At 69.0% G+C, this 17,467-nt stretch carries 16 protein-coding genes; 4 read left to right on the top strand and 12 right to left on the bottom strand.

From position 1 onward, the window contains the following. Together otsB and A9X03_RS05130 are read left to right on the top strand one after the other, a co-directional pair. Positions 1–3,337: trehalose-phosphatase (gene otsB, locus A9X03_RS05135; protein ID WP_197696016.1), on the top strand; the 3,337-nt coding region annotated here is incomplete at its 5' end. A gap of 120 nt (positions 3,338–3,457) precedes the next feature. Then, on the top strand, positions 3,458–4,252 hold the full coding sequence (locus A9X03_RS05130; RefSeq protein WP_067781865.1) for a universal stress protein: 795 nt from the start codon (positions 3,458–3,460) through the stop codon (positions 4,250–4,252). A gap of 7 nt (positions 4,253–4,259) precedes the next feature. On the opposite strand, the gene A9X03_RS05125 is transcribed toward A9X03_RS05130, so the two are convergent. From A9X03_RS05125 to A9X03_RS05070, 12 genes are all read right to left on the bottom strand, one after another. Continuing rightward, entirely contained in the window at positions 4,260–4,628 is a 369-nt protein-coding gene (locus tag A9X03_RS05125; protein ID WP_068259956.1) for an STAS/SEC14 domain-containing protein, read from the bottom strand. Positions 4,629–4,662: 34 nt separating this feature from the next. Further along, positions 4,663–5,541, bottom strand: coding sequence for a universal stress protein (locus A9X03_RS05120; RefSeq protein ID WP_067761137.1), 879 nt, complete (start codon positions 5,539–5,541; stop codon positions 4,663–4,665). A gap of 12 nt (positions 5,542–5,553) precedes the next feature. Next, positions 5,554–6,081: a GNAT family N-acetyltransferase gene (locus A9X03_RS05115; RefSeq protein ID WP_067761139.1), complete on the bottom strand. Its 528-nt coding sequence runs from the start codon at positions 6,079–6,081 to the stop codon at positions 5,554–5,556. 85 nt (positions 6,082–6,166) lie between these two features. After that, positions 6,167–7,816: a GAF domain-containing protein gene (locus A9X03_RS05110; RefSeq protein ID WP_197696017.1), complete on the bottom strand. Its 1,650-nt coding sequence runs from the start codon at positions 7,814–7,816 to the stop codon at positions 6,167–6,169. A gap of 184 nt (positions 7,817–8,000) precedes the next feature. Then, positions 8,001–8,672, bottom strand: a complete 672-nt coding sequence (locus tag A9X03_RS05105) for a response regulator transcription factor (protein WP_067761143.1) — start codon at positions 8,670–8,672, stop codon at positions 8,001–8,003. Positions 8,673–8,730: 58 nt separating this feature from the next. Further along, positions 8,731–9,555, bottom strand: coding sequence for a universal stress protein (locus A9X03_RS05100; protein ID WP_068259950.1), 825 nt, complete (start codon positions 9,553–9,555; stop codon positions 8,731–8,733). A gap of 1 nt (position 9,556) precedes the next feature. After that, complete coding sequence (locus A9X03_RS05095) at positions 9,557–10,327, bottom strand: universal stress protein (RefSeq protein ID WP_068259947.1); 771 nt, start codon at positions 10,325–10,327, stop codon at positions 9,557–9,559. A gap of 65 nt (positions 10,328–10,392) precedes the next feature. Continuing rightward, positions 10,393–11,379, bottom strand: a complete 987-nt coding sequence (locus A9X03_RS05090; protein ID WP_068259958.1) for a 1-phosphofructokinase family hexose kinase — start codon at positions 11,377–11,379, stop codon at positions 10,393–10,395. Between the two features lie 22 nt (positions 11,380–11,401). Next, positions 11,402–13,441 carry an erythromycin esterase family protein gene (locus A9X03_RS05085; RefSeq protein ID WP_156746475.1) on the bottom strand — a complete coding sequence of 680 codons (2,040 nt, stop codon included), beginning with the start codon at positions 13,439–13,441 and terminating at the stop codon, positions 11,402–11,404. A 156-nt stretch (positions 13,442–13,597) separates the two neighbouring features. Then, the gene (locus A9X03_RS05080) at positions 13,598–13,837 is read right to left on the bottom strand and encodes a hypothetical protein (RefSeq protein WP_067761150.1); all 240 of its coding nucleotides are present in this window, start codon (positions 13,835–13,837) and stop codon (positions 13,598–13,600) included. Between the two features lie 7 nt (positions 13,838–13,844). Then, on the bottom strand, positions 13,845–14,114 hold the full coding sequence (locus tag A9X03_RS05075; RefSeq protein WP_067761152.1) for a DUF1918 domain-containing protein: 270 nt from the start codon (positions 14,112–14,114) through the stop codon (positions 13,845–13,847). Between the two features lie 42 nt (positions 14,115–14,156). Next, the gene (locus tag A9X03_RS05070) at positions 14,157–15,143 is read right to left on the bottom strand and encodes an NAD(P)H nitroreductase (RefSeq protein WP_067761153.1); all 987 of its coding nucleotides are present in this window, start codon (positions 15,141–15,143) and stop codon (positions 14,157–14,159) included. A 177-nt stretch (positions 15,144–15,320) separates the two neighbouring features. On the opposite strand from A9X03_RS05070, the gene acsA reads away from it, so the two are divergent. Together acsA and A9X03_RS05060 are read left to right on the top strand one after the other, a co-directional pair. After that, the gene (acsA, locus tag A9X03_RS05065; RefSeq protein WP_067761155.1) at positions 15,321–17,120 is read left to right on the top strand and encodes an acetate--CoA ligase; all 1,800 of its coding nucleotides are present in this window, start codon (positions 15,321–15,323) and stop codon (positions 17,118–17,120) included. Next, a partial coding sequence (locus A9X03_RS05060; RefSeq protein WP_255396715.1) for a thiamine pyrophosphate-dependent enzyme occupies positions 17,117–17,467 on the top strand: 351 nt, incomplete at its 3' end. The genes acsA and A9X03_RS05060, both read left to right, overlap by 4 nt.

Raw genomic sequence — 17,467 nt, 5'->3', positions numbered from 1 at the left:
CGCGGCGGGCCGGGACCACGGCTTCGGGCTCGTCATCGGCCTCGAGCGCAACGGAGGTGGAGACGGGTTGCTGTCCCTCGGGGCGGACGCCATCGTCGCCGACTTCGCCGGGATCACGGTGCGGCGCGGGGGCTCCCCGTTGTCGACCATCGCGGACGCGACGGGTGTCTACAGCCAGCTGAAGGAGCTGGTGGCCAGCCGGCGGCCGGCGGTGTTTCTCGACTTCGACGGCACGCTGTCCGAGATCGTCGCCCAGCCGGCGTCCGCCACACCGGTCGAGGGTGCGCCCGAAGCGCTGCGCGCGCTCGCGGCGGAGTGCCCCGTCGCGGTGGTCAGCGGACGCGAAGTGGGTGATCTTCGCGACCGCGTGCGCGTCGACGGGATCTGGTACGCGGGCAGCCACGGTTTCGAGCTCGTCGCACCGGACGGGACCCACCACGACAACGCCGACGCCCTCGGCGCCATCGACGCGCTGGCGCGTGCGGCCGACCGGTTGACGGAGCTGCTCGCCGGTGTCCCGGGAATCCATTTGGAGCGCAAGAGGTTTGCGGTCGCGGTCCACTACCGCCACGTCGACTCCGAACGGGTCGATGGGGTGATCGCGGCGGTACGCAAGCTCGCGCGATCCGAATGCCTGCGGATCACGATGGGTCGCAGGGTCATCGAACTACGCCCCAGCCTCGACTGGGACAAGGGCACGACGCTCAACTGGATCCTCGAACAAATCCAGGGAACCGGCGGCGATGCGGTGTTGCCGATCTACGTAGGCGACGACATCACCGACGAGGACGCCTTCGATGCGGTCCAATTCGACGGAGTCGGAATTGTGTTGCGGCACAACGAGGATGGGGATCGCCCATCGGCCGCGTTCGTCAGCCTGGCGGATCCGCTCGCGGTGCGCGACTTCGTCCGGCGGCTGGCCGACGATCTGCACGAGGCCGCCGCCGCACCCAACGACGCGTGGGAACTGGTCTATGAGGGTTACGACCCCACCTACGAGCGGCTGCGCGAAACGCTGTGCACCGTCGGCAACGGCTACGTCGCCAGCCGCGGCTGCGCCCCGGAGGCCACCGCAAGCGCGGCGCACTACCCGGGGACGTATGCGGCCGGGGTTTACAACACGCTGGCCGATCGGGTCGCCGGCCGGACGATCGAGAACGAAAGCCTGGTCAATCTGCCCAACTGGTTGCCGTTGACCTTCCGGATCAACGGCGGGCCGTGGTTTCACATCGACGACACCGAATTGTTGTCCTACCGGCAGACATTCGACCTGCGGCACGCGACGCTGACGCGCACGCTGCGATTCTCCGACGGTGCGGGCCAGACCACGAGAATGACCCAACAGCGGTTCGCATCCATGCACGAGCCGCATCTGCTCGCCTTGCAGACGACGGTCGTCGCGGAGAACTGGTCGGGCACCGTCGAGTTCCGGTCCCTGCTGGACGGCGGCGTGGGCAACACCATGGTCGAGCGCTACCGTTCGCTGTCGAGCAGGCACCTCACGTCACCGGCTATCGACGAATTCGCCGACGAATCGGTGATCTTGCGGACCGAGACGTCGCAGTCGCGCATCGCCATCGCGGTGGCCGCTCGCACCACCGTGTGGTGCGATGACGCCCGAGCCGTCGCCCAGTACAAGGTCGTGGCCGAGCCCGACCGTGGCGGCCACGACATCCAGGTGGCGCTGGCCGAGGGCCAATCGGTCACCTGCGAAAAGATCGCGGCCGTCTTCACCGGCCGGGACAACGCGATATCGGAGCCGGCGAGCACCGCGCAGCTACATCTCGATGCCGCCGGCCGGTATGCCGAGCTGCATCGTCAGCACGCCCGCGCCTGGGACCTGTTGTGGGAACAATGCGCGATCGGCCTGACCGACGGCGCCGACGCGCTGCGGATCCTGCGGTTGCACCTGGTGCACCTGCTGCAGACGCTCTCGCCACACACCGCCGAACTCGACGCCGGTGTGCCGGCCAGGGGCCTGCACGGCGAGGCCTACCGCGGACACGTGTTCTGGGACTCGCTGTTCGTCTCCCCGGTGCTGAGCGTGCGCATGCCCAATGTGGCACGCTCGCTGCTGATTTACCGTTATCGGCGCCTTCCGGAGGCCCGCCGGGCGGCACACCGGGCCGGTTATCTGGGTGCGATGTACCCCTGGCAGTCGGGCAGCGACGGACGCGAGGTGAGCCAGGAGGTGCACCTGAACCCGGAGTCCGGCCGCTGGAATCCGGATGCCAGCGCCCGGGCGCACCACGTGGGTCTGGCCATCGCCTACAACACCTGGCAGCACTACCAGGTGACCGGAGACCGGCAGTTTCTCGTCGACTACGGCGCCGAGATGCTGGTGGAGATCGCGCGTTTCTGGGTCGGGCTCGCCAGCTTCGACGAGACCCGCGGCCGCTACACGATCAAGGGCATCGTCGGCCCCGACGAGTTCCATTCGGGTTATCCGGGCAAGGAATACGACGGGATCGACAACAACGCATACACCAACGTGATGGCGGTCTGGACCATCCTGCGGGCGATGGACGCCTTGGACCTGCTCCCGCTGCGGGACCGCCTGGACCTCGTCGGCAAGATCGACCTGACGAGCGAAGAGCTCGGCCGGTGGGAGCACGTGACGCGGCGCATGTTCGTTCCGTTCCACGACAACGTGATCAGCCAGTTCGAGGGCTATTCGCAACTGGCGGAACTGGATTGGGACCAATACCGGCAGCGCTACGGCAACATCCAGCGGCTCGACCGCATCCTGGAGGCCGAGAACGACAGTGTGAACAACTACAAGGCGTCCAAGCAGGCCGACGTGTTGATGCTGTTCTACCTGCTGTCGTCGGACGAGTTGCTGGCTCTGTTGGGCCGGCTCGGCTACCGCTTCGCGCCGGAGCGGATCCCTGAGACGGTGGACTACTACCTCGCGCGCACCTCCGAGGGATCGACGCTGAGCGCCCTGGTCCATTCGTGGGTGCTCACCCGCGCCAACCGGCACCACGCCATGAAGTACTTCGTGCAGGTGCTCGCGTCCGACATCGTCGACATCCAGGGTGGCACCACGGCGGAGGGTATCCACCTGGCCGCGATGGCCGGCAGCATCGATCTGCTGCAACGGTGTTTCACCGGACTGGAGACCCGCGACGACCGGTTGATCCTGAGCCCGCAGTGGCCGAAGGCGCTGGATCCGATCGAGTTTCCGTTCGTCTATCGCGGCGAACGGCTGCACCTGCGGGTCAGCGGGCGGGCGGCCGAGCTGACGTCCGAGGCCGGCAACAGCGCATCGGTCACGGTGGAATGCCGTGGCCGCGTGCACCAGCTGCTACCCGGGCGCACGGTCGAGGTCGCCTGAGGTCAGGTGACCAATGCCCGCCAACGGGGGCCGAACGGCCCTGCTGAACCGCGCCGCGCCCCCATAACGTGACCAGTGCCGGGCCTTCAGGGTCCGCTGGCCAGTCTCCGGGAGGACACGATGAACAATCCGCAGCAGCGGATCGTGGTGGGTATCGACGGCTCGGACGCCGCGATCAATGCGGCCAAGTGGGCCGCCGCCGAGGCCGTCAGCCGTGACGTCCCGCTTCGGCTGATTCACGCCGTCCCCCGGCGGAACGCCGGCGACGACAGCCTGGACATCCAATACGCCCAAACCGCGCTGCGCGCCGCCGATGCGGCGCTTCAGGCCACGGGTCAGCAGGTGAAGATCGAATGCGACATCGTGCGCGGCTCATCCGAGGACGCGCTGATCGACGAATCACGCAGTGCCGCAATGGTTTGCGTGGGTTCGGTCGGCACGGGCTGGGTGGCGCGTAAGGTCCTGGGCTCGACCGCGGAAACCCTGGCGCACAAGGCGCACTGCCCGGTGGCCGTGATCCGCAGCCGTGGCGCCGAGCCGGATGACGGATTCGTCGCCGTCGCCGTCGGGGAATCGGCCGGCAACGACGCCGTGCTCGAACACGGCTTCCGCGAGGCCCGCCTGCGTGAGGCGCCGATCCTGGCGATGGGCGTCTGGCGGTGGGGCCTCGGCGAGATCCCCTACAGCCAGCTCGAGCAGCGGCTCGGCCCCTGGGTGGCGCAGCACCGCGAGGTGCACGTCCAGCCCGCCGCGGCCAGGCGCGGCGCGGCCGAATTCCTCACGCACACAACCGAGCCGGTTCAGCTCGCGGTGGTGGGCGGCGAGGACGCGGACAAGGTCGCCCGGATCGTGGGACCGATCACCGCGCACCCGAGCGGAAACGCGGGGTGTTCGGTGCTCGTCGTGCGTGACTGACGGCGAGCTACCCGGCCGCCCATTCGGTGGCGCTGTCGAGCTCGTCGGATGAGAAGATGGCGAACTCGCCGGGGACCAGCCACGCGACGGCGTGCAGGACATGGGCGACCCAGTCCTTGTCGGAGACCACCGCGATCCGCTTGAACGCCGCGTGGTGCGGCAGCACGGTGCCCAAGCCCAGCTTGAGGTCCTCGAGGAATCCGCCCGGCCCGAATCCCTCGTAATCGGGCGCGATCACCTCGACGATGCGGACCTCGCCGGTCTCTAGCACCCGCTCGATCTGGGGCTTGAAGTCACGCAGCTCGTCGCCGCGCAGCCGGCCCGACACCCGGATGCCGATCACTTTCTCCGGCATGTCCGGCAACAGTTCGATCATTTGCGAGCCTCCCTCACGCGCAAGGTTCTTCTTCTCAACGGACAACCAACACGGGCACCCGCGCCGACTGCGCGACGGCCGAACTCACCGAGCCGAGCAACATTCCGGGGAATCCGCCACGGCCGCGGCTACCGACCACCACCAGCTGGGCGCGTTCGGATTCCTTGAGCAACCACTCGGACGGCTTGTCGCAGAACAGTTTCCGTTCGACTCGCACGTCGGGATACCGCTCGTGCCAGCCGGCCAGGCGTTCGGCGAGGGTTTCGGCCGCCTGGATCTCGCGGTCGCGCCAGTCCATGCCGAGGATGGGGAACACCCCCACGTCGCTCCAGACGTGCACGGCCACCAGGCCGACCCCCCTGCGGGAGGCCTCGTCGAAGGCCAGCGTGGTCGCGTCCTCCGACGCCGGGGAGCCGTCGATGCCGAGCACCACGGGCGCGGCCGGATCGGGCGCCGACCCTTCGGCGGAGTGAATCACCGCGACCGGGCAGTGGGCGTAGTGCACGAGGCCCGTGGTCACCGAGCCCAACAGCAGGCGACCCACCGCGCCCAGCCCCTGGCTTCCGGCGACGATCATCCGGGCATCCTTGGAGGCCTCGACCAGTGCCGGGACGATGGCTGAATACCTGGTCTCCGTGTGGATTTCGGGCGGCGCGGAGTCGCCGACGCTGGCGTTGAGCGTCTTGCGGGCCTGGTCGATGACGTGCTGGGCGCTGTCGTGCTGCCATTCGGGCATGTCCGCGTACAGCTGGCCCACCGGCCATCCGACCACGACGGGGGGAACCGCGTGCACCAGCGTGATGGGCAGATCACGCATGAGGGCCTCCCGCGTCCCCCAGGCCACGGCGGCGTCGGATGCCGCCGACCCGTCGACACACACCAGTACGCCGTATTTCGTCGCGCTCTGCGTCATTGTTCTGCTCCTCTACACGCCGTCGAATTCGGGCAGCTCGATCTCGAGATGGCGAACCGAGCCGTGATCGATTGGCCGGCAAGGCCAGCCGAGATCGAAGAAGACCGTGAGCATCGGGTGGTTCTCTTCGAGGACGTCGGCGACGAACCGATCGATGCCATGCGCCCGAGCGATCGGGGCCAGGTGCTTGAGCAAGGCGGTGCCCACGCCCACCGAATGATCCTGGTGCGCAACCACAATCGCCACCTCGGCCACCTGCGGATCGTCGACGACGACGCAGTGCGCCACGCCGATCAGCCGGTCGGCGTCGAAGGCGCCCAGCGCGTACAAACCATCCGCGGGCCCGGTCAGCTTCGCGACGAGCTCATGCAGCGGTGACAGCTGCAGCGTGAAGAAGCGGAAGTACCGGTCATAGTCGGACAGCTGCTCATGCAGCGCCAAGACGGCCTCGGCGTCGGCAACCGTCAGAGCGCGCAACGACACCAGGCGTCCGTCGAGCAGCCGAGCAGATTCCGCCGCGTCGACCGACCGATCACTCACGACCCCGACGGTAGTCCGGGGCGGCGCCGTCGGGCAGGGCCGTTAGGCCCAAGGGCCGCCCCCCTTTGGTCCCGCCGGGGCGACGTTACTGATCGATGAGCGGGGCGACCCAGTGCACCCGGGTGCCACCCTCCGGGGGGCCGGTGATCTCGCAGGCACCGCCGAGTTGTTCGGCGCGGCGCCGCATGTTGCCCAGGCCGCTGCTGCGCGTGTTGCCGACAGGGATGCCGGAGCCGTTGTCGACGATGTCCAGGACGAACATGTCGGCGACGCTGATCTCGACGGTCAGGCGCGATCCACCGGAATGGCGCAGGGCGTTGCTGACGGCTTCCGTGGCCACCGCCTCGGCGTGGTCGGCAAGCTCTCCGCCGACGGCGGTCATCGGTCCGTGCATCCGCACGGTGGTCACGACGTCGCGATTCTCGGTCAGATCGGCGACCACCTGTTGGATGCGGCGCCGGAAGTCGCCGTTCTTACCCATCGGGGATTTCAGCTGGAAGATCGTCGTGCGGATCTCCTCGATGATGGTCTGCAGGTCGTCGAGGGTGCGGTTGAGCCGGTCGGCGACCTCCGGGGAGCGCGCCCGCGCGAGCGTTCCCTGCAGGTCCATGCCGGCGGCGAAAAGCCGCTGGATGACGTGGTCGTGCAAATCGTGCGCGATGCGCTCGCGCTCGGCCAGGATGCTCAGCTGCCGCGCGTCGTCGCGGGCCGACGCGAGCACCAGCGCCATCGCGGCGTGCGTGGCGAAGTCGTTGACCAGATCGAGGTAGCTGTCGTCGAACGGCGGCTGGTCAGCGCCACGTGCGATCGCGATGACACCGACGACCTCGTCGCGGGCGCGCAGCGGCATCAGGATCGCCGGGCGCTGCCCGACGTCGGTGAACGCCTGAATCGGGTACCGCAACGTCTCGGTGATCAGCGGTTCGCCCGAGCGGAACACGGTGCCGCTGGTGGACGCGTCCACCGGGACCCGTTGGCCGACCACCTCGTCGGCGTGCACCCCGACGGCCGCGGAGACCACCAGCGTGTCGACCTCGTCGTCGGGCAGGTCGGGATCGCCGGGCACCAGGACGATCGCCTGTTCGGCGTCGGTCAGGACCCGGGCCTGTTCGGCGATCAGCTGCAGCGGGCGCCGGTGCGGAGCGGCGCTGGAGAGCAGGGCGGTCGTGATCTCACGGCTGGCCTCCATCCACTTGACGGCCGTCCGCTCGCGTTGAAAGACCTGCGCGTTGTCGATCGCGACGGCGGCGGCGAATGCCAGCGCGCGGGCGGCCACCTCGTCGGATTCGGAGAACACCCGCACCGGATCGACGTGGGTGAGGTAGAGGTTGCCGAACACGTTGCCCCGGATGGTGATCGGCACCGCGAGGAAGGCGCGCATCGGAGGATGGTGTTCGGGGAACCCGACGGCGGCCGGATGGGCGGTCAGATCAGTCATCCGCAGGGCCGGCGTGTCCAGCAGCGACAGGCTGAGCAGGCCCTTGCCGAACGGCAGGTGACCGATGCGGGAGGCCGTGTCGGCGTCCATGCCCTCGTGGACGAAGCGCAGCAAGTTTCCTTCGAGGTCACGGATGGCCAGCGCGCCGTAGGGGGCCGAGGTCAGCTTGCGGGCGGCGCCGATGATCCGGTGCAGCGTGGCGTCGAGGTCGAGGCCCGCACCGATCTCGACGATGACGCGGAGCAACTGCTCCATCTGGTCGCGGGCGGCCAGCAACTCGTCGAGCTGCTCGTGCATCCTCCCGACCAGCCCGCGCTGGCCGAGTCCGGCGAATGCCGAGCCGCCGTCGTCGCTCCTCAACCCGTCAAAACCTCCACGACACTTTTGCTCAATGTCAGATGGCAAAATCAGCGTAGTCGCAATTTGTCAAGCGCCCAAGCGAAGAGTTCCCGTCGATGACGTGACGTGTTGCGGTTGCCGGCTAGTCGGCAGGCGCGTCCGCTGGCGGTTGGGAATGGCCGGGCCGTTGATCCAGCTTCGACGCGAACACCGCCGCCTGGGTCCGGCGCTCCATGCCGAGTTTGGCGAGGAGCCGCGACACGTAGTTCTTCACCGTCTTCTCGGCGAGGAACATCCGTGCGGCTATCTGCCTGTTGGTGAGGCCCTCGCTGAGCAGACCCAGCAGCGTTCGCTCCTGCTCGGTGAGGCCGGACAGCGGGTCTTCGCGTTCGGCCGCGCCGCGAAGCTTCGCCATCAGCGCGGCCGCGGCGCGGTTGTCCAGCAGCGACTTGCCCGCGCCCACCTCCTTGATGGCGTGGGCCAACTCCATGCCCTTGATGTCCTTGACCACATAGCCGCTGGCGCCGGCCAGAATGGCCTCCAGCATCGCCTCGTCGGAGGTGAAGGACGTCAACATCAGGCACCGCAGGTCGGGGTGATCGGACACCAGGTCCCGGCACAGCTCGATGCCGTTGCCGTCGGGAAGCCGCACGTCGAGCACGGCGACGTCGGGCTGCAGCGCCGGGATACGCGCCTTCGCCTCGGAGACGGAACCCGCCTCGCCGACGATTTCGAGCTCGGGGTCCGACGCCAGGAGGTCGGCGAGACCGCGCCGGACGACCTCGTGGTCGTCGACCAGGAAAACCTTGACCATTAAGAACCCTTCCGATGGTCGTATGACCTCAATATCACACATCCATCATCGTCCGAGTTCACAAATGTTGCTGATTCACCACCAACAGCGAACACCGGGCGTCCTGCATCACCGAGCTGCCGAGGGGTCCGACGAGTTCGGCCACGTGCCGACGGTTGTGGGCGCCGACGATCACCAACCCCACCGGCCCGTCCGGGGCGGCGAGGTATTCGAGCAGTCCGGCGTGGATCGCCACGGATTCGACACGCAGCTGCGGATGGCTTCGCTTCCAGCGGGCGAGCCGGCGATCGAGGTCGGCGAGCGCCCGCCGATCGGCCTCGCTGCCCCACACGCCATGCTCGCTCTGCGCGGTGCGCCGCGAGACGACCGCCTGGAGCGCGGCGCCACGCAACAGGGCCTCGTCGACGGCCGCGTCCAGCAGCACCGAGTCCGGGGACCCGTCGATCTCGACGACCGCCTTTCCTCCGGATTGCCGGTGGTGGTCGTCGCGGCCGCGGACGATCGCCACCGGGCAGTGCGCCGAGACGGCCAGCGCCGCGGCGGTGGAGCCGACCCGGCCCGGTTGAAAGTGGCGCAGCCCGACGGCTCCCACGCAGACCATCACCGCCGACGCCGACGAACGAATCAGCGACCCGACCGCGGGTCCGTGGACGATTTCCGTCTCGATCGCCACCGGCCTGCCCGCGGCGCGGATCGCGCTGACCGCCTGGCCGACCGCGAGCTCCGCCGTTTGTTCGCCGCCTTCGGCCTCGGTCGCGTAGAGCAGACGCAGCGGAACGTCACGACTCACCGCCTCGTCGACCGCCCACAGCGCCGCGCGGATCGCCGCCTTGGAACCATCGATACCGGCGACGACCGACTCGGTTCGGGCGGTCTCCGTCATCTCAGTGGCGAACCACGAGCACCGAGCAGTCGGGGTAGCCGACGATCGGATGACAGTTCGGGGTGACCAGCCCCGCGATCTCGTCGGCATCGGCACTGCCGACCACCGCGAGTTCGATTGTGCCACCGGGCTTCTCGCTGGGTCTGGCGCCGGTGCCCGCAGCGACGGTCTGGACGTGGACGTCCGGGTAGCGGCGGACCCAGCTGTTCAGCCGCCGGTCGATCTGCCGGACGGTGGCGTGGCGGCGGCGCCCTTCCTCCATGGCCTGGTGTACCACCTCGTCGTTGTCGGGCTCGTCGTTGAGCACAACGGCGATCACCCCGAGCTCCGTCGGCGACCCGTCGGGATTGGTGCGGATGATCGCGACCGGGCAGTGCGCGCGCGCCACCAGGCCGGCCGCGGTCGGGCCCAACAGCCCGTCGGACGCCCATCCCCGCCTGGCGGTGCCGACACACACCAGGGCGGCGTCCAGCGATTGGTCGATCAACGCCTGCGCGGGGTCACCGGAGACGATCGCCGTCTCGATCTCGACCGCCTTGCGCTCACTCTGGACGGCGGACTCCGCTTCGCACAGCGCGATTTCGCCGCGTTCGACCTCCCATTCCGAGGTGGGGCCCGACCCGGCGTGGCCCCCTCGTGGGGGGATGACATAGACCAGGCGCAGCGGCATCTGCCGGCCGATCGCCTCGTCGATCGCCCACTTCGCGGCGTTCACCGCGGCTTTCGAGCCGTTGACGCCGACGACCACGGCCTTGGCGTCCAGCTGGTTCATGTCGGCTCCTAGGGTTCCATTCGCTTTCAAGGCTATTGCGCCGGCGCCCCGCGACGGAGGGGCCGTTAGGCCCCAGCTGCGAAGTCGTTCGGCCCCACCTCCGCGGGTTCGGCCACCAGCTCGAACAACCGCTCCACGTCGATGCGCTCGAAGACCGCCGTACCGGGCGTCATCAGCATCGCCGCGCCCGCCGCGATCCCGTACCGAACGGATTTGGCGAGCGGCCACCCACGGGTGATACCCACCGTGATCGCGGCGACCATCGCGTCGCCGGCCCCGACGCCGCTGCCGCTACGCATCGGGACCGCCGGAAAGCGTTGGCTGGCATGGCGTGTCGCGAGCAGCGCGCCGTAGGACCCCAGGGACACCACGACGACCTGTGCGTGGCCGCTGTCGATCAGCTGATGGGCGGCGGCCAATTGCTCGGACTCGGTGGCGAGTCGGCGGCCGACGCATTCCCTCAGCTCGCGCACGCTCGCCTTGAGCAGATACACGCCCGAGGAGATGTGCTGCAGGCCGCCGCCGGAGGTGTCCAGAATCAGCTTCACGCCCAGCTCCCGGCAGATGTCGGCGACCCGCTGGTAGTAGTCGGCCGGGACGCCCGGCGGCAGGCTGCCGCTGGCCACGACGACTTCGGCCGTCTGGGCGGCGGCCCGCAGTTCGGCGAGGCATTGCTCCTGTTCGAAGGCGTTGAGCTCCGGGCCCGGCAGGACGAACCGGTATTGCTGGCCCGTGCTGGTCTCGTTGACGGAAAAACTCTCGCGGGTCTGGGCGGCGATCGGGATCTGCAGGAACGGCACCTCCGCCTCGCCGAGCAGGGTGGTGACGAGGCCACCGTGCGACCCGCCCGCCGGAAACACCGCCAGCACCGGGCTGCCGAGGACCTTCGCGATCCGCGCGACGTTGATGCCGCCGCCGCCCGGGTCGTAGCGCGTCGCCGAACAGCGCAATTTGTCGGTCGGCCGCACCACGCCGACGCTCGTGGTGATGTCGAGCGCGGGATTCATGGTCAACGTGACGATTCTTCGGCTCAGCGCCCGATCGGCCGGCATCTGTATCTCCATCGCTTCGTGCCTAGAGGCCGCTCGGGTACGTTTCCGGCGTCTCGCCGGCGATCCACAAGCTGGTGACCTCCAACGGCTCCAACGCCCGCGTCCGGTCGATGTGAATCATCGCGTCGAACTGGTCGGCGGGCCGGACGTGGAAGTAGTGGCTCTGCCGTTCGGTCTCGGGGCGGTAGATCACCCCGATGGCACGCCCCAGGCGCACCGCGCCGAGGGGCTCCGCGGCCCCGGGGTTGAGGTGCGGTGACACCAGGAACGCCGCCCTGCCCGTTTCGTGCAGGAGTTCTTCGATGCTCCCGTTGAGGGCCGGGCGGACGACCTTGCGTTCGGCGATGCCGCCCCAGTCGCTGGCGGCGGTGACGGTGCCCGCGTACGTGCTGAAGCCGAGCAGGCGGGATTCGTCGCCGTGCCGCTGCCGGACCAGCTGGCCGAGCGTGAGTTGTCCGTCGGCCCACACCTCGGTGGCGCGGGCGTCGCCTACGTGGGAGTTGTGGGCCCACACCACGATTCGCGCGGACGGCACGTCGTCGTGACGGTCCAGATGCTTGAGCAGTGCGTCGAGGGTCTGCGCCATGTGTTTGTCCCGCAGGTTCCACGAGGTGACCCGGCCGCTGAACATCGCCCGGTAGTACACCTCCGCGTTGTGCACCGTCTGGGCGTTCTGGTGGGCGTAGAACAATTCGTCCTCGGCGAGCAGGCCGTCCCTGCGCGCGTAGGCCAGCGCGTTGCGCTGGATCTCGACGAGTTGATCGATCGCTTCCTTCTCGCACGACGGGCCCGCGCCGAAGGCCGCCGAGAAGCCGTACGCCTGACCGTCGTCCGCCGAGGCGTGGTCGAAGCAGGCGTAGCGTTCCCGCGCCCGCGCCGCCGCCTTGGGGTCGATCTTGTCCAGGTAGCCGATCACCTCCCGCATCGACCGGTGCAGGCTGTAGAGATCCAGGCCGTAGAAGCCGGCCTGCCGCTGGCCGTTGTTCTCGTGCAGCCGGTTTCGCGTGCGTAGCCACTCGACGAAGTCACGGACGACGGTGTTGCGCCACATCCAGGCGGGAAAGCGCTCGAAGCCGCTCAACGCCTCGTCGGCGGTGGTGTCGTCGCCGATGCCGCGAACGTAGCGGTTCACCCGGTAGGCGTCGGGCCAGTCCGCCTCGGCCGCGACGGCGCAGAAACCCTTCTCCTCAATCAGCCACTTGGTGATTTCGGCCCGGGCCTCGTAGAACTCGTGTGTGCCGTGCGAACTTTCGCCGATCAGCACGATGCGCGCGTCACCGACGAGCGCGTCCAGCGCCGCTTGCGGCGGCACGCCCGCCGGCGCGTCGATGGCGACCCGGCTGATCACGTCGGCCGGTGTCCGCGCCGCGGCGCCCCGCGACGCCCCGGTCGTCGGCGTGGCGAGCAGCCGGCGGACCTCGTCGTCGGTGACCTGGCGGAAATCCCAGAAGGACTCGCCGACCGCGAGGAACGGGGTGGGCATGCTCGCGCACACGACGTCGTCGACCTGCCCGGCGAATTCCCGGCACGTCGACTCGGGGGCCGCCGGCACGGCGATGACGATGTGCGCCGGCTCGGCTTCGCGCAGCGCCTGCACCGCCGCGGACATGCTTGCGCCGGTGGCCAATCCGTCGTCGACGAGGATGACCGTCTTGCCGGCCACCTCCACGGGTGGGCGCCCGTCGCGGTAGGCGGCCTCGCGCCGAATCAATTCCCGACCCTCACGCTCGGCGACCGCGCGCAACTCCTGCGGGGTGATACGCAGGCCACGCACGACGTCGTCGTTGACCACCACGCGGCCCCCGCTCGCCAGTGCTCCCACCGCGAATTCCTCGTGGCCGGGCGCGCCGAGCTTGCGCACGATGAAGGCGTCCAGCGGCGCGCGCAGCGCCGCCGCCACCTCCCACGCGACGGGTATGCCGCCCCGCGCCAGACCCAGCACGATCACGTCTGGCCGATCGCGGTAGGCCCCGAGGAGGTTGGCCAGCACCCGGCCGGCCTCGCTGCGGTCGCGGAACACGCGGCGCGGCGAGCGCCGGGTCGCGTCAGCTGCTCTGGTCATCGCGCACCGCGGTCACTACGCCGCTCGGCGGGCGGACGGGAAGGGTCGCCATGGCAATCTCCTCGATCCCTTTCACCATTGACGACTTTCATCCGACCAGTCCGCCGTAATCGGCGGTAGGGACCGAAGTCCCAGGCTTACGGGTCGTTCGTCGGGTCACCGTTTCCGGCGCAGCTCGGCCATGTAGGCCATCACCCGGTTGAGGATGAGGCCGTAGGCGTCACCGTCTTGGGTGAGCCGCACGAGCCCGCGGTGGCGCAGGAAGCCGTCGAGGCGCTGGTCCAAACGCCAGTCGACGTAGGTGTGGCCGGCGTAGGGCGAGTGCAGAAATTCAAAGGCGAGCTCGTCGACGTCGGCGTCGGTTATCGACGGGCATCCGTCTGTGGTAGAAGGCATTTGGCTGCTACCCGACTCGGCTGTGATCCCGGATGGCGGCCTGCACCGCGGCGAATCGTGCTCGAGCCCGCTCGTCGGCGGCCTGCTGCTCGGCGGCGGTGACGACGATGGCGTCCGGGCCCGGGAACACGGTCGCCTCCTCCCCGGTGGCCAGCCACCGCACCCGGTAGGGCGGTTCACCATCGGGGGAACGCACGGAGGTGATCAGCCCGCGCAGATCCGGGCGACCGATCGTGCCGCTCTTGATGACGAGCCAGTCCCCGGCATCGGCAATCATCGTCGACTCCCTTCGAAATCCATGGCCACAATCCGGGCCGCCCTAGCGGCGTATCTCCAAGACATCGCCGAGGGGCCGCCGCGGCGTCGGTTCCGGGCCGCCCTTGCCCGCGAAGGCGGTGCCCACCCGGATCAAGACCTGGGGCACCGCTTCGGTGTCGGCTATCAGCTGACGGACCATGTCGCGGCTGGCCGGCAACTCCGTCACGTGGGTGACGGTGCACGTCGCCAGACCCGCGATGGTGCATTCCAGCAGGATCGCGGAAAGCACCTGGCCGCACAGGAATGCGTCCGCGCGGGTGTCTCCCGGGGTGGACAGGACGAGCACCTCCGCTTGGTCCGCGAGTCCCGCCGAACCCGGTCGGGCGTTCGCGTCGGCGGGAAACCGGCGGTTCACGTCGACGGCGCGCCGCTGCGCGTCGCTCACCAGCGCCGCCGTGGGGATGCCGTCGTCGTGCCTGCCCGGCGCTGTCCACCAACGCAATTCATGGTGATAGACGTCGTCATAGCGGCGCAGCGCCTCGGTGAGACGCGCCGCCTCCACCAGCCGCGGCCGCGCGTCGTCGGCGAGCACGTCGAGGGAGACCAGGCCGGGGTCGAAGGCGCTCCGCAGCACCGGCTCGAACGACGCCCAGTCCCTCGGTGCGCCGAACGGCCGCCGGTCTGTCCGGCGGCGCAGGATCGCCGCGGCGCGATCGCGCCGGGCCGCGGCGACGTAGTCGGTCGGGAGGAAGTCGACCGAGGCCAGGTGGTCGAGGTTGTTGGGGTTGGGAAACTCGTCGACGCTCGTCGCCCACCCGTCGGCCGCCATCGCGACCCGGAAATGGTCGAGCACCGCGCCGCAGCTGATGATCGACTCGCGGCCGGAGCCGTCGGCCGAGGGCACCGTGCGGTCCGGGTCGGCAAACAGGTCGACGCTCGGGCCGTCCGCGACCCATCGCCAAGGCTGGGTGTTGTGCAGCGAAGGGGCGCGACAGGCCAGCTCCACCGCCCTGGTGAGCACCTTGGTGTCGACCAACGTCGGGGTCATCGCTCGTCGCCCCTCCTTTCCTACCTGGACCCTCGGGCATGCGGGCAGCGCGCGCCAGGGTCCTTGGTCCCCAGCGTCGGGTCATTGGACCCGGGGTCGACTGATGACCTTTGTCTCTATTGCGGCGATGCCCCGCGGCAAACGATGAAGGCGACTACCCGAAGCGAGGACCCTGTCATGGACGTCATCCGCAAAACGGCCACCGACTTCTCCGTTCGGCCCAACCTCACGGACTACGAACACGAGCGCGCCCAGTTCCACTGGTCCGATGTGCCGGATCCGTGCGAGGGCATGGGCCCCGGCCTGTGCAACATCGCCTACGCCGCCGTCGATCGTCACACCGCTGGTCCGGCCGCCACGCGCACGGCCCTGCGGTTCGTCCCGGACCGGCCCTGGGACGGTGTGATCGCCACCCAAGACCTCAGTTACGCCGAGCTCGGCCGGCTCTCCCGGCGGTTCTCCAGCGCGCTGCGCTCGTTGGGCATCAACAAGGGCAACCGCGTCTTCACGCTCATGGGCCGCACCCCGGAGCTCTACATCGCGATGATGGGCGCGCTGCGCAACGGCAGCGTCGTCTCACCGTTGTTCTCGGCCTTCGGGCCGGAGCCGATCGCCACCCGAGTCAACATCGGGCAGGCCGACGTGCTGGTAACCACGAGGGCGATCTACCAGCGCAAGGTCGCCAAGATCCGCGATCGGCTCCCCTCGCTCCGGCACGTCTTCGTGGTCGACGACGGCCAGGGCGGCGGCGCGCCGCCGGGGACGCTCGACTTCTGGCAATGGCTGGACGCGGCCGACGAGAACGCGCCGATCGAACCGACCACCGCCGACGACCCGGCGCTGCTGCACTTCACCAGCGGGACCACGGGCACGCCCAAAGGCGCCATCCACGTGCACGGCGCCGTCGTGATGCACTACGTCACCGGCTTGTACGCGCTCGACCTGCATCCCGACGACACCTATTGGTGCACAGCCGATCCCGGTTGGGTGACCGGCACGTCCTACGGCATCATCAGCCCGCTCCTGCACGGGGTCACCTCCATCGTCGACGAGGCGGAATTCGACGCCGAACGGTGGTACCACATCCTGCAGGACCAGGGCGTCTCCGTGTGGTACACCGCACCGACCGCCATCCGGATGCTGATCAAGGCCGGACCGGAACTGCCCGCGCGCTACCACTTTCCGCGGCTTCGGTTCATCGCCAGCGTCGGCGAGCCGCTCAACCCCGAGGCGGTCTGGTGGGGAAAGCGGGTGCTGGGCCTGCCGATTCACGACAACTGGTGGCAGACCGAGACGGGCGGCATCATGATCGCCAACACACCCGCGTTCGACATCAAGCCCGGGTCGATGGGCCGGCCGCTGCCCGGGGTCGACGCCTTCATCGTGCACCGCGACGACGACGGGCCCGTCGAGGTCGTCGACGAACCCGGCGTGGAGGGTGAGCTCGCGCTCAGGCCCGGCTGGCCATCGATGTTCCGCGGTTACCTGAACGCCGAAGAGCGCTACCGCAACGCGTTCGCCGACGGCCTCTACCTGTCCGGGGATCTCGCGAAGAAGGACGCCGACGGCTACTTCTGGTTCGTCGGCCGCAAGGATGACGTGATCAAGTCCGCCGGACACCTGATCGGTCCGTTCGAAGTGGAAAGCGCGCTGACCGATCACCCCGCCGTCGCCGAGGCGGCCGTCATCGGCATACCCGATCCGACGGTCGGCGAAATGGTAAAGGCCTTTGTCACGCTGAAGAACGGCGTCCTGGCCGACGAGGACCTGCGGCTGCAACTGATGGGCCACGCCCGCAAACGGCTCGGGGCCACGGTGGCGCCCAAGGAGATCGAATTCGTCGACTCGTTGCCGCACACGAGCAGCGGCAAGATCATGCGGCGCCTGCTGAAGGCCCGCGAACTCGGCCTGCCCGAAGGTGATACATCCACCATCGAGCAGCGCCCCGTCCAGCACGCCGAAGGGGTGCCATCATGACCGATACGAAACTGGCCCATGAGCTGTTGTCCGACATGATCCGGGTGCGGCGCATGGAGGAGAAGTGCGCGGAACTGTACAGCGCGGCCAAGATTCGCGGATTCCTGCACCTCTACGTCGGCGAGGAGGCCGTGGCCGCGGGGTCCCTGCGCGCACTGGCCGACGACGACGCGGTGGTTGCGACGTACCGCGAGCACGCGCACGCGCTGCTGCGTGGCATCCCGATGACCTCGATCATGGCCGAGATGTTCGGCAAGCAGGAGGGCTGCTCGCGGGGCCGCGGCGGTTCCATGCACCTGTTCGACGCGGCCAAGCGGTTCTACGGGGGCAACGCCATCGTCGCCGGC

This window comes from Mycobacterium sp. E1715, assembly GCF_001667625.1.
Lineage (GTDB): Bacteria > Actinomycetota > Actinomycetes > Mycobacteriales > Mycobacteriaceae > Mycobacterium.
The sequence above is the reverse complement of the archived record's forward strand: the minus strand, read 5'-3'. Positions and strand labels throughout refer to the sequence as shown.

What these genes read in the sequence shown, in the direction of transcription:
- A9X03_RS05125 (WP_068259956.1), bottom strand. Translation starts at nt 4,628, where the DNA reads ATGATCGAACTGTTGCCGGACATGCCGGAGAAAGTGATCGGCATCCGG.
- A9X03_RS05095 (WP_068259947.1), bottom strand. Translation starts at nt 10,327, where the DNA reads ATGAACCAGCTGGACGCCAAGGCCGTGGTCGTCGGCGTCAACGGCTCG.
- A9X03_RS05090 (WP_068259958.1), bottom strand. Translation starts at nt 11,379, where the DNA reads ATGCCGGCCGATCGGGCGCTGAGCCGAAGAATCGTCACGTTGACCATG.
- A9X03_RS05070 (WP_067761153.1), bottom strand. Translation starts at nt 15,143, where the DNA reads ATGACCCCGACGTTGGTCGACACCAAGGTGCTCACCAGGGCGGTGGAG.
- A9X03_RS05100 (WP_068259950.1), bottom strand. Translation starts at nt 9,555, where the DNA reads ATGACGGAGACCGCCCGAACCGAGTCGGTCGTCGCCGGTATCGATGGT.
- A9X03_RS05075 (WP_067761152.1), bottom strand. Translation starts at nt 14,114, where the DNA reads ATGATTGCCGATGCCGGGGACTGGCTCGTCATCAAGAGCGGCACGATC.
- A9X03_RS05085 (WP_156746475.1), bottom strand. Translation starts at nt 13,441, where the DNA reads ATGACCAGAGCAGCTGACGCGACCCGGCGCTCGCCGCGCCGCGTGTTC.
- A9X03_RS05130 (WP_067781865.1), top strand. Translation starts at nt 3,458, where the DNA reads ATGAACAATCCGCAGCAGCGGATCGTGGTGGGTATCGACGGCTCGGAC.
- A9X03_RS05110 (WP_197696017.1), bottom strand. Translation starts at nt 7,816, where the DNA reads ATGCACGAGCAGCTCGACGAGTTGCTGGCCGCCCGCGACCAGATGGAG.
- A9X03_RS05105 (WP_067761143.1), bottom strand. Translation starts at nt 8,672, where the DNA reads ATGGTCAAGGTTTTCCTGGTCGACGACCACGAGGTCGTCCGGCGCGGT.
- acsA (WP_067761155.1), top strand. Translation starts at nt 15,321, where the DNA reads ATGGACGTCATCCGCAAAACGGCCACCGACTTCTCCGTTCGGCCCAAC.
- A9X03_RS05080 (WP_067761150.1), bottom strand. Translation starts at nt 13,837, where the DNA reads ATGCCTTCTACCACAGACGGATGCCCGTCGATAACCGACGCCGACGTC.
- A9X03_RS05120 (WP_067761137.1), bottom strand. Translation starts at nt 5,541, where the DNA reads ATGACGCAGAGCGCGACGAAATACGGCGTACTGGTGTGTGTCGACGGG.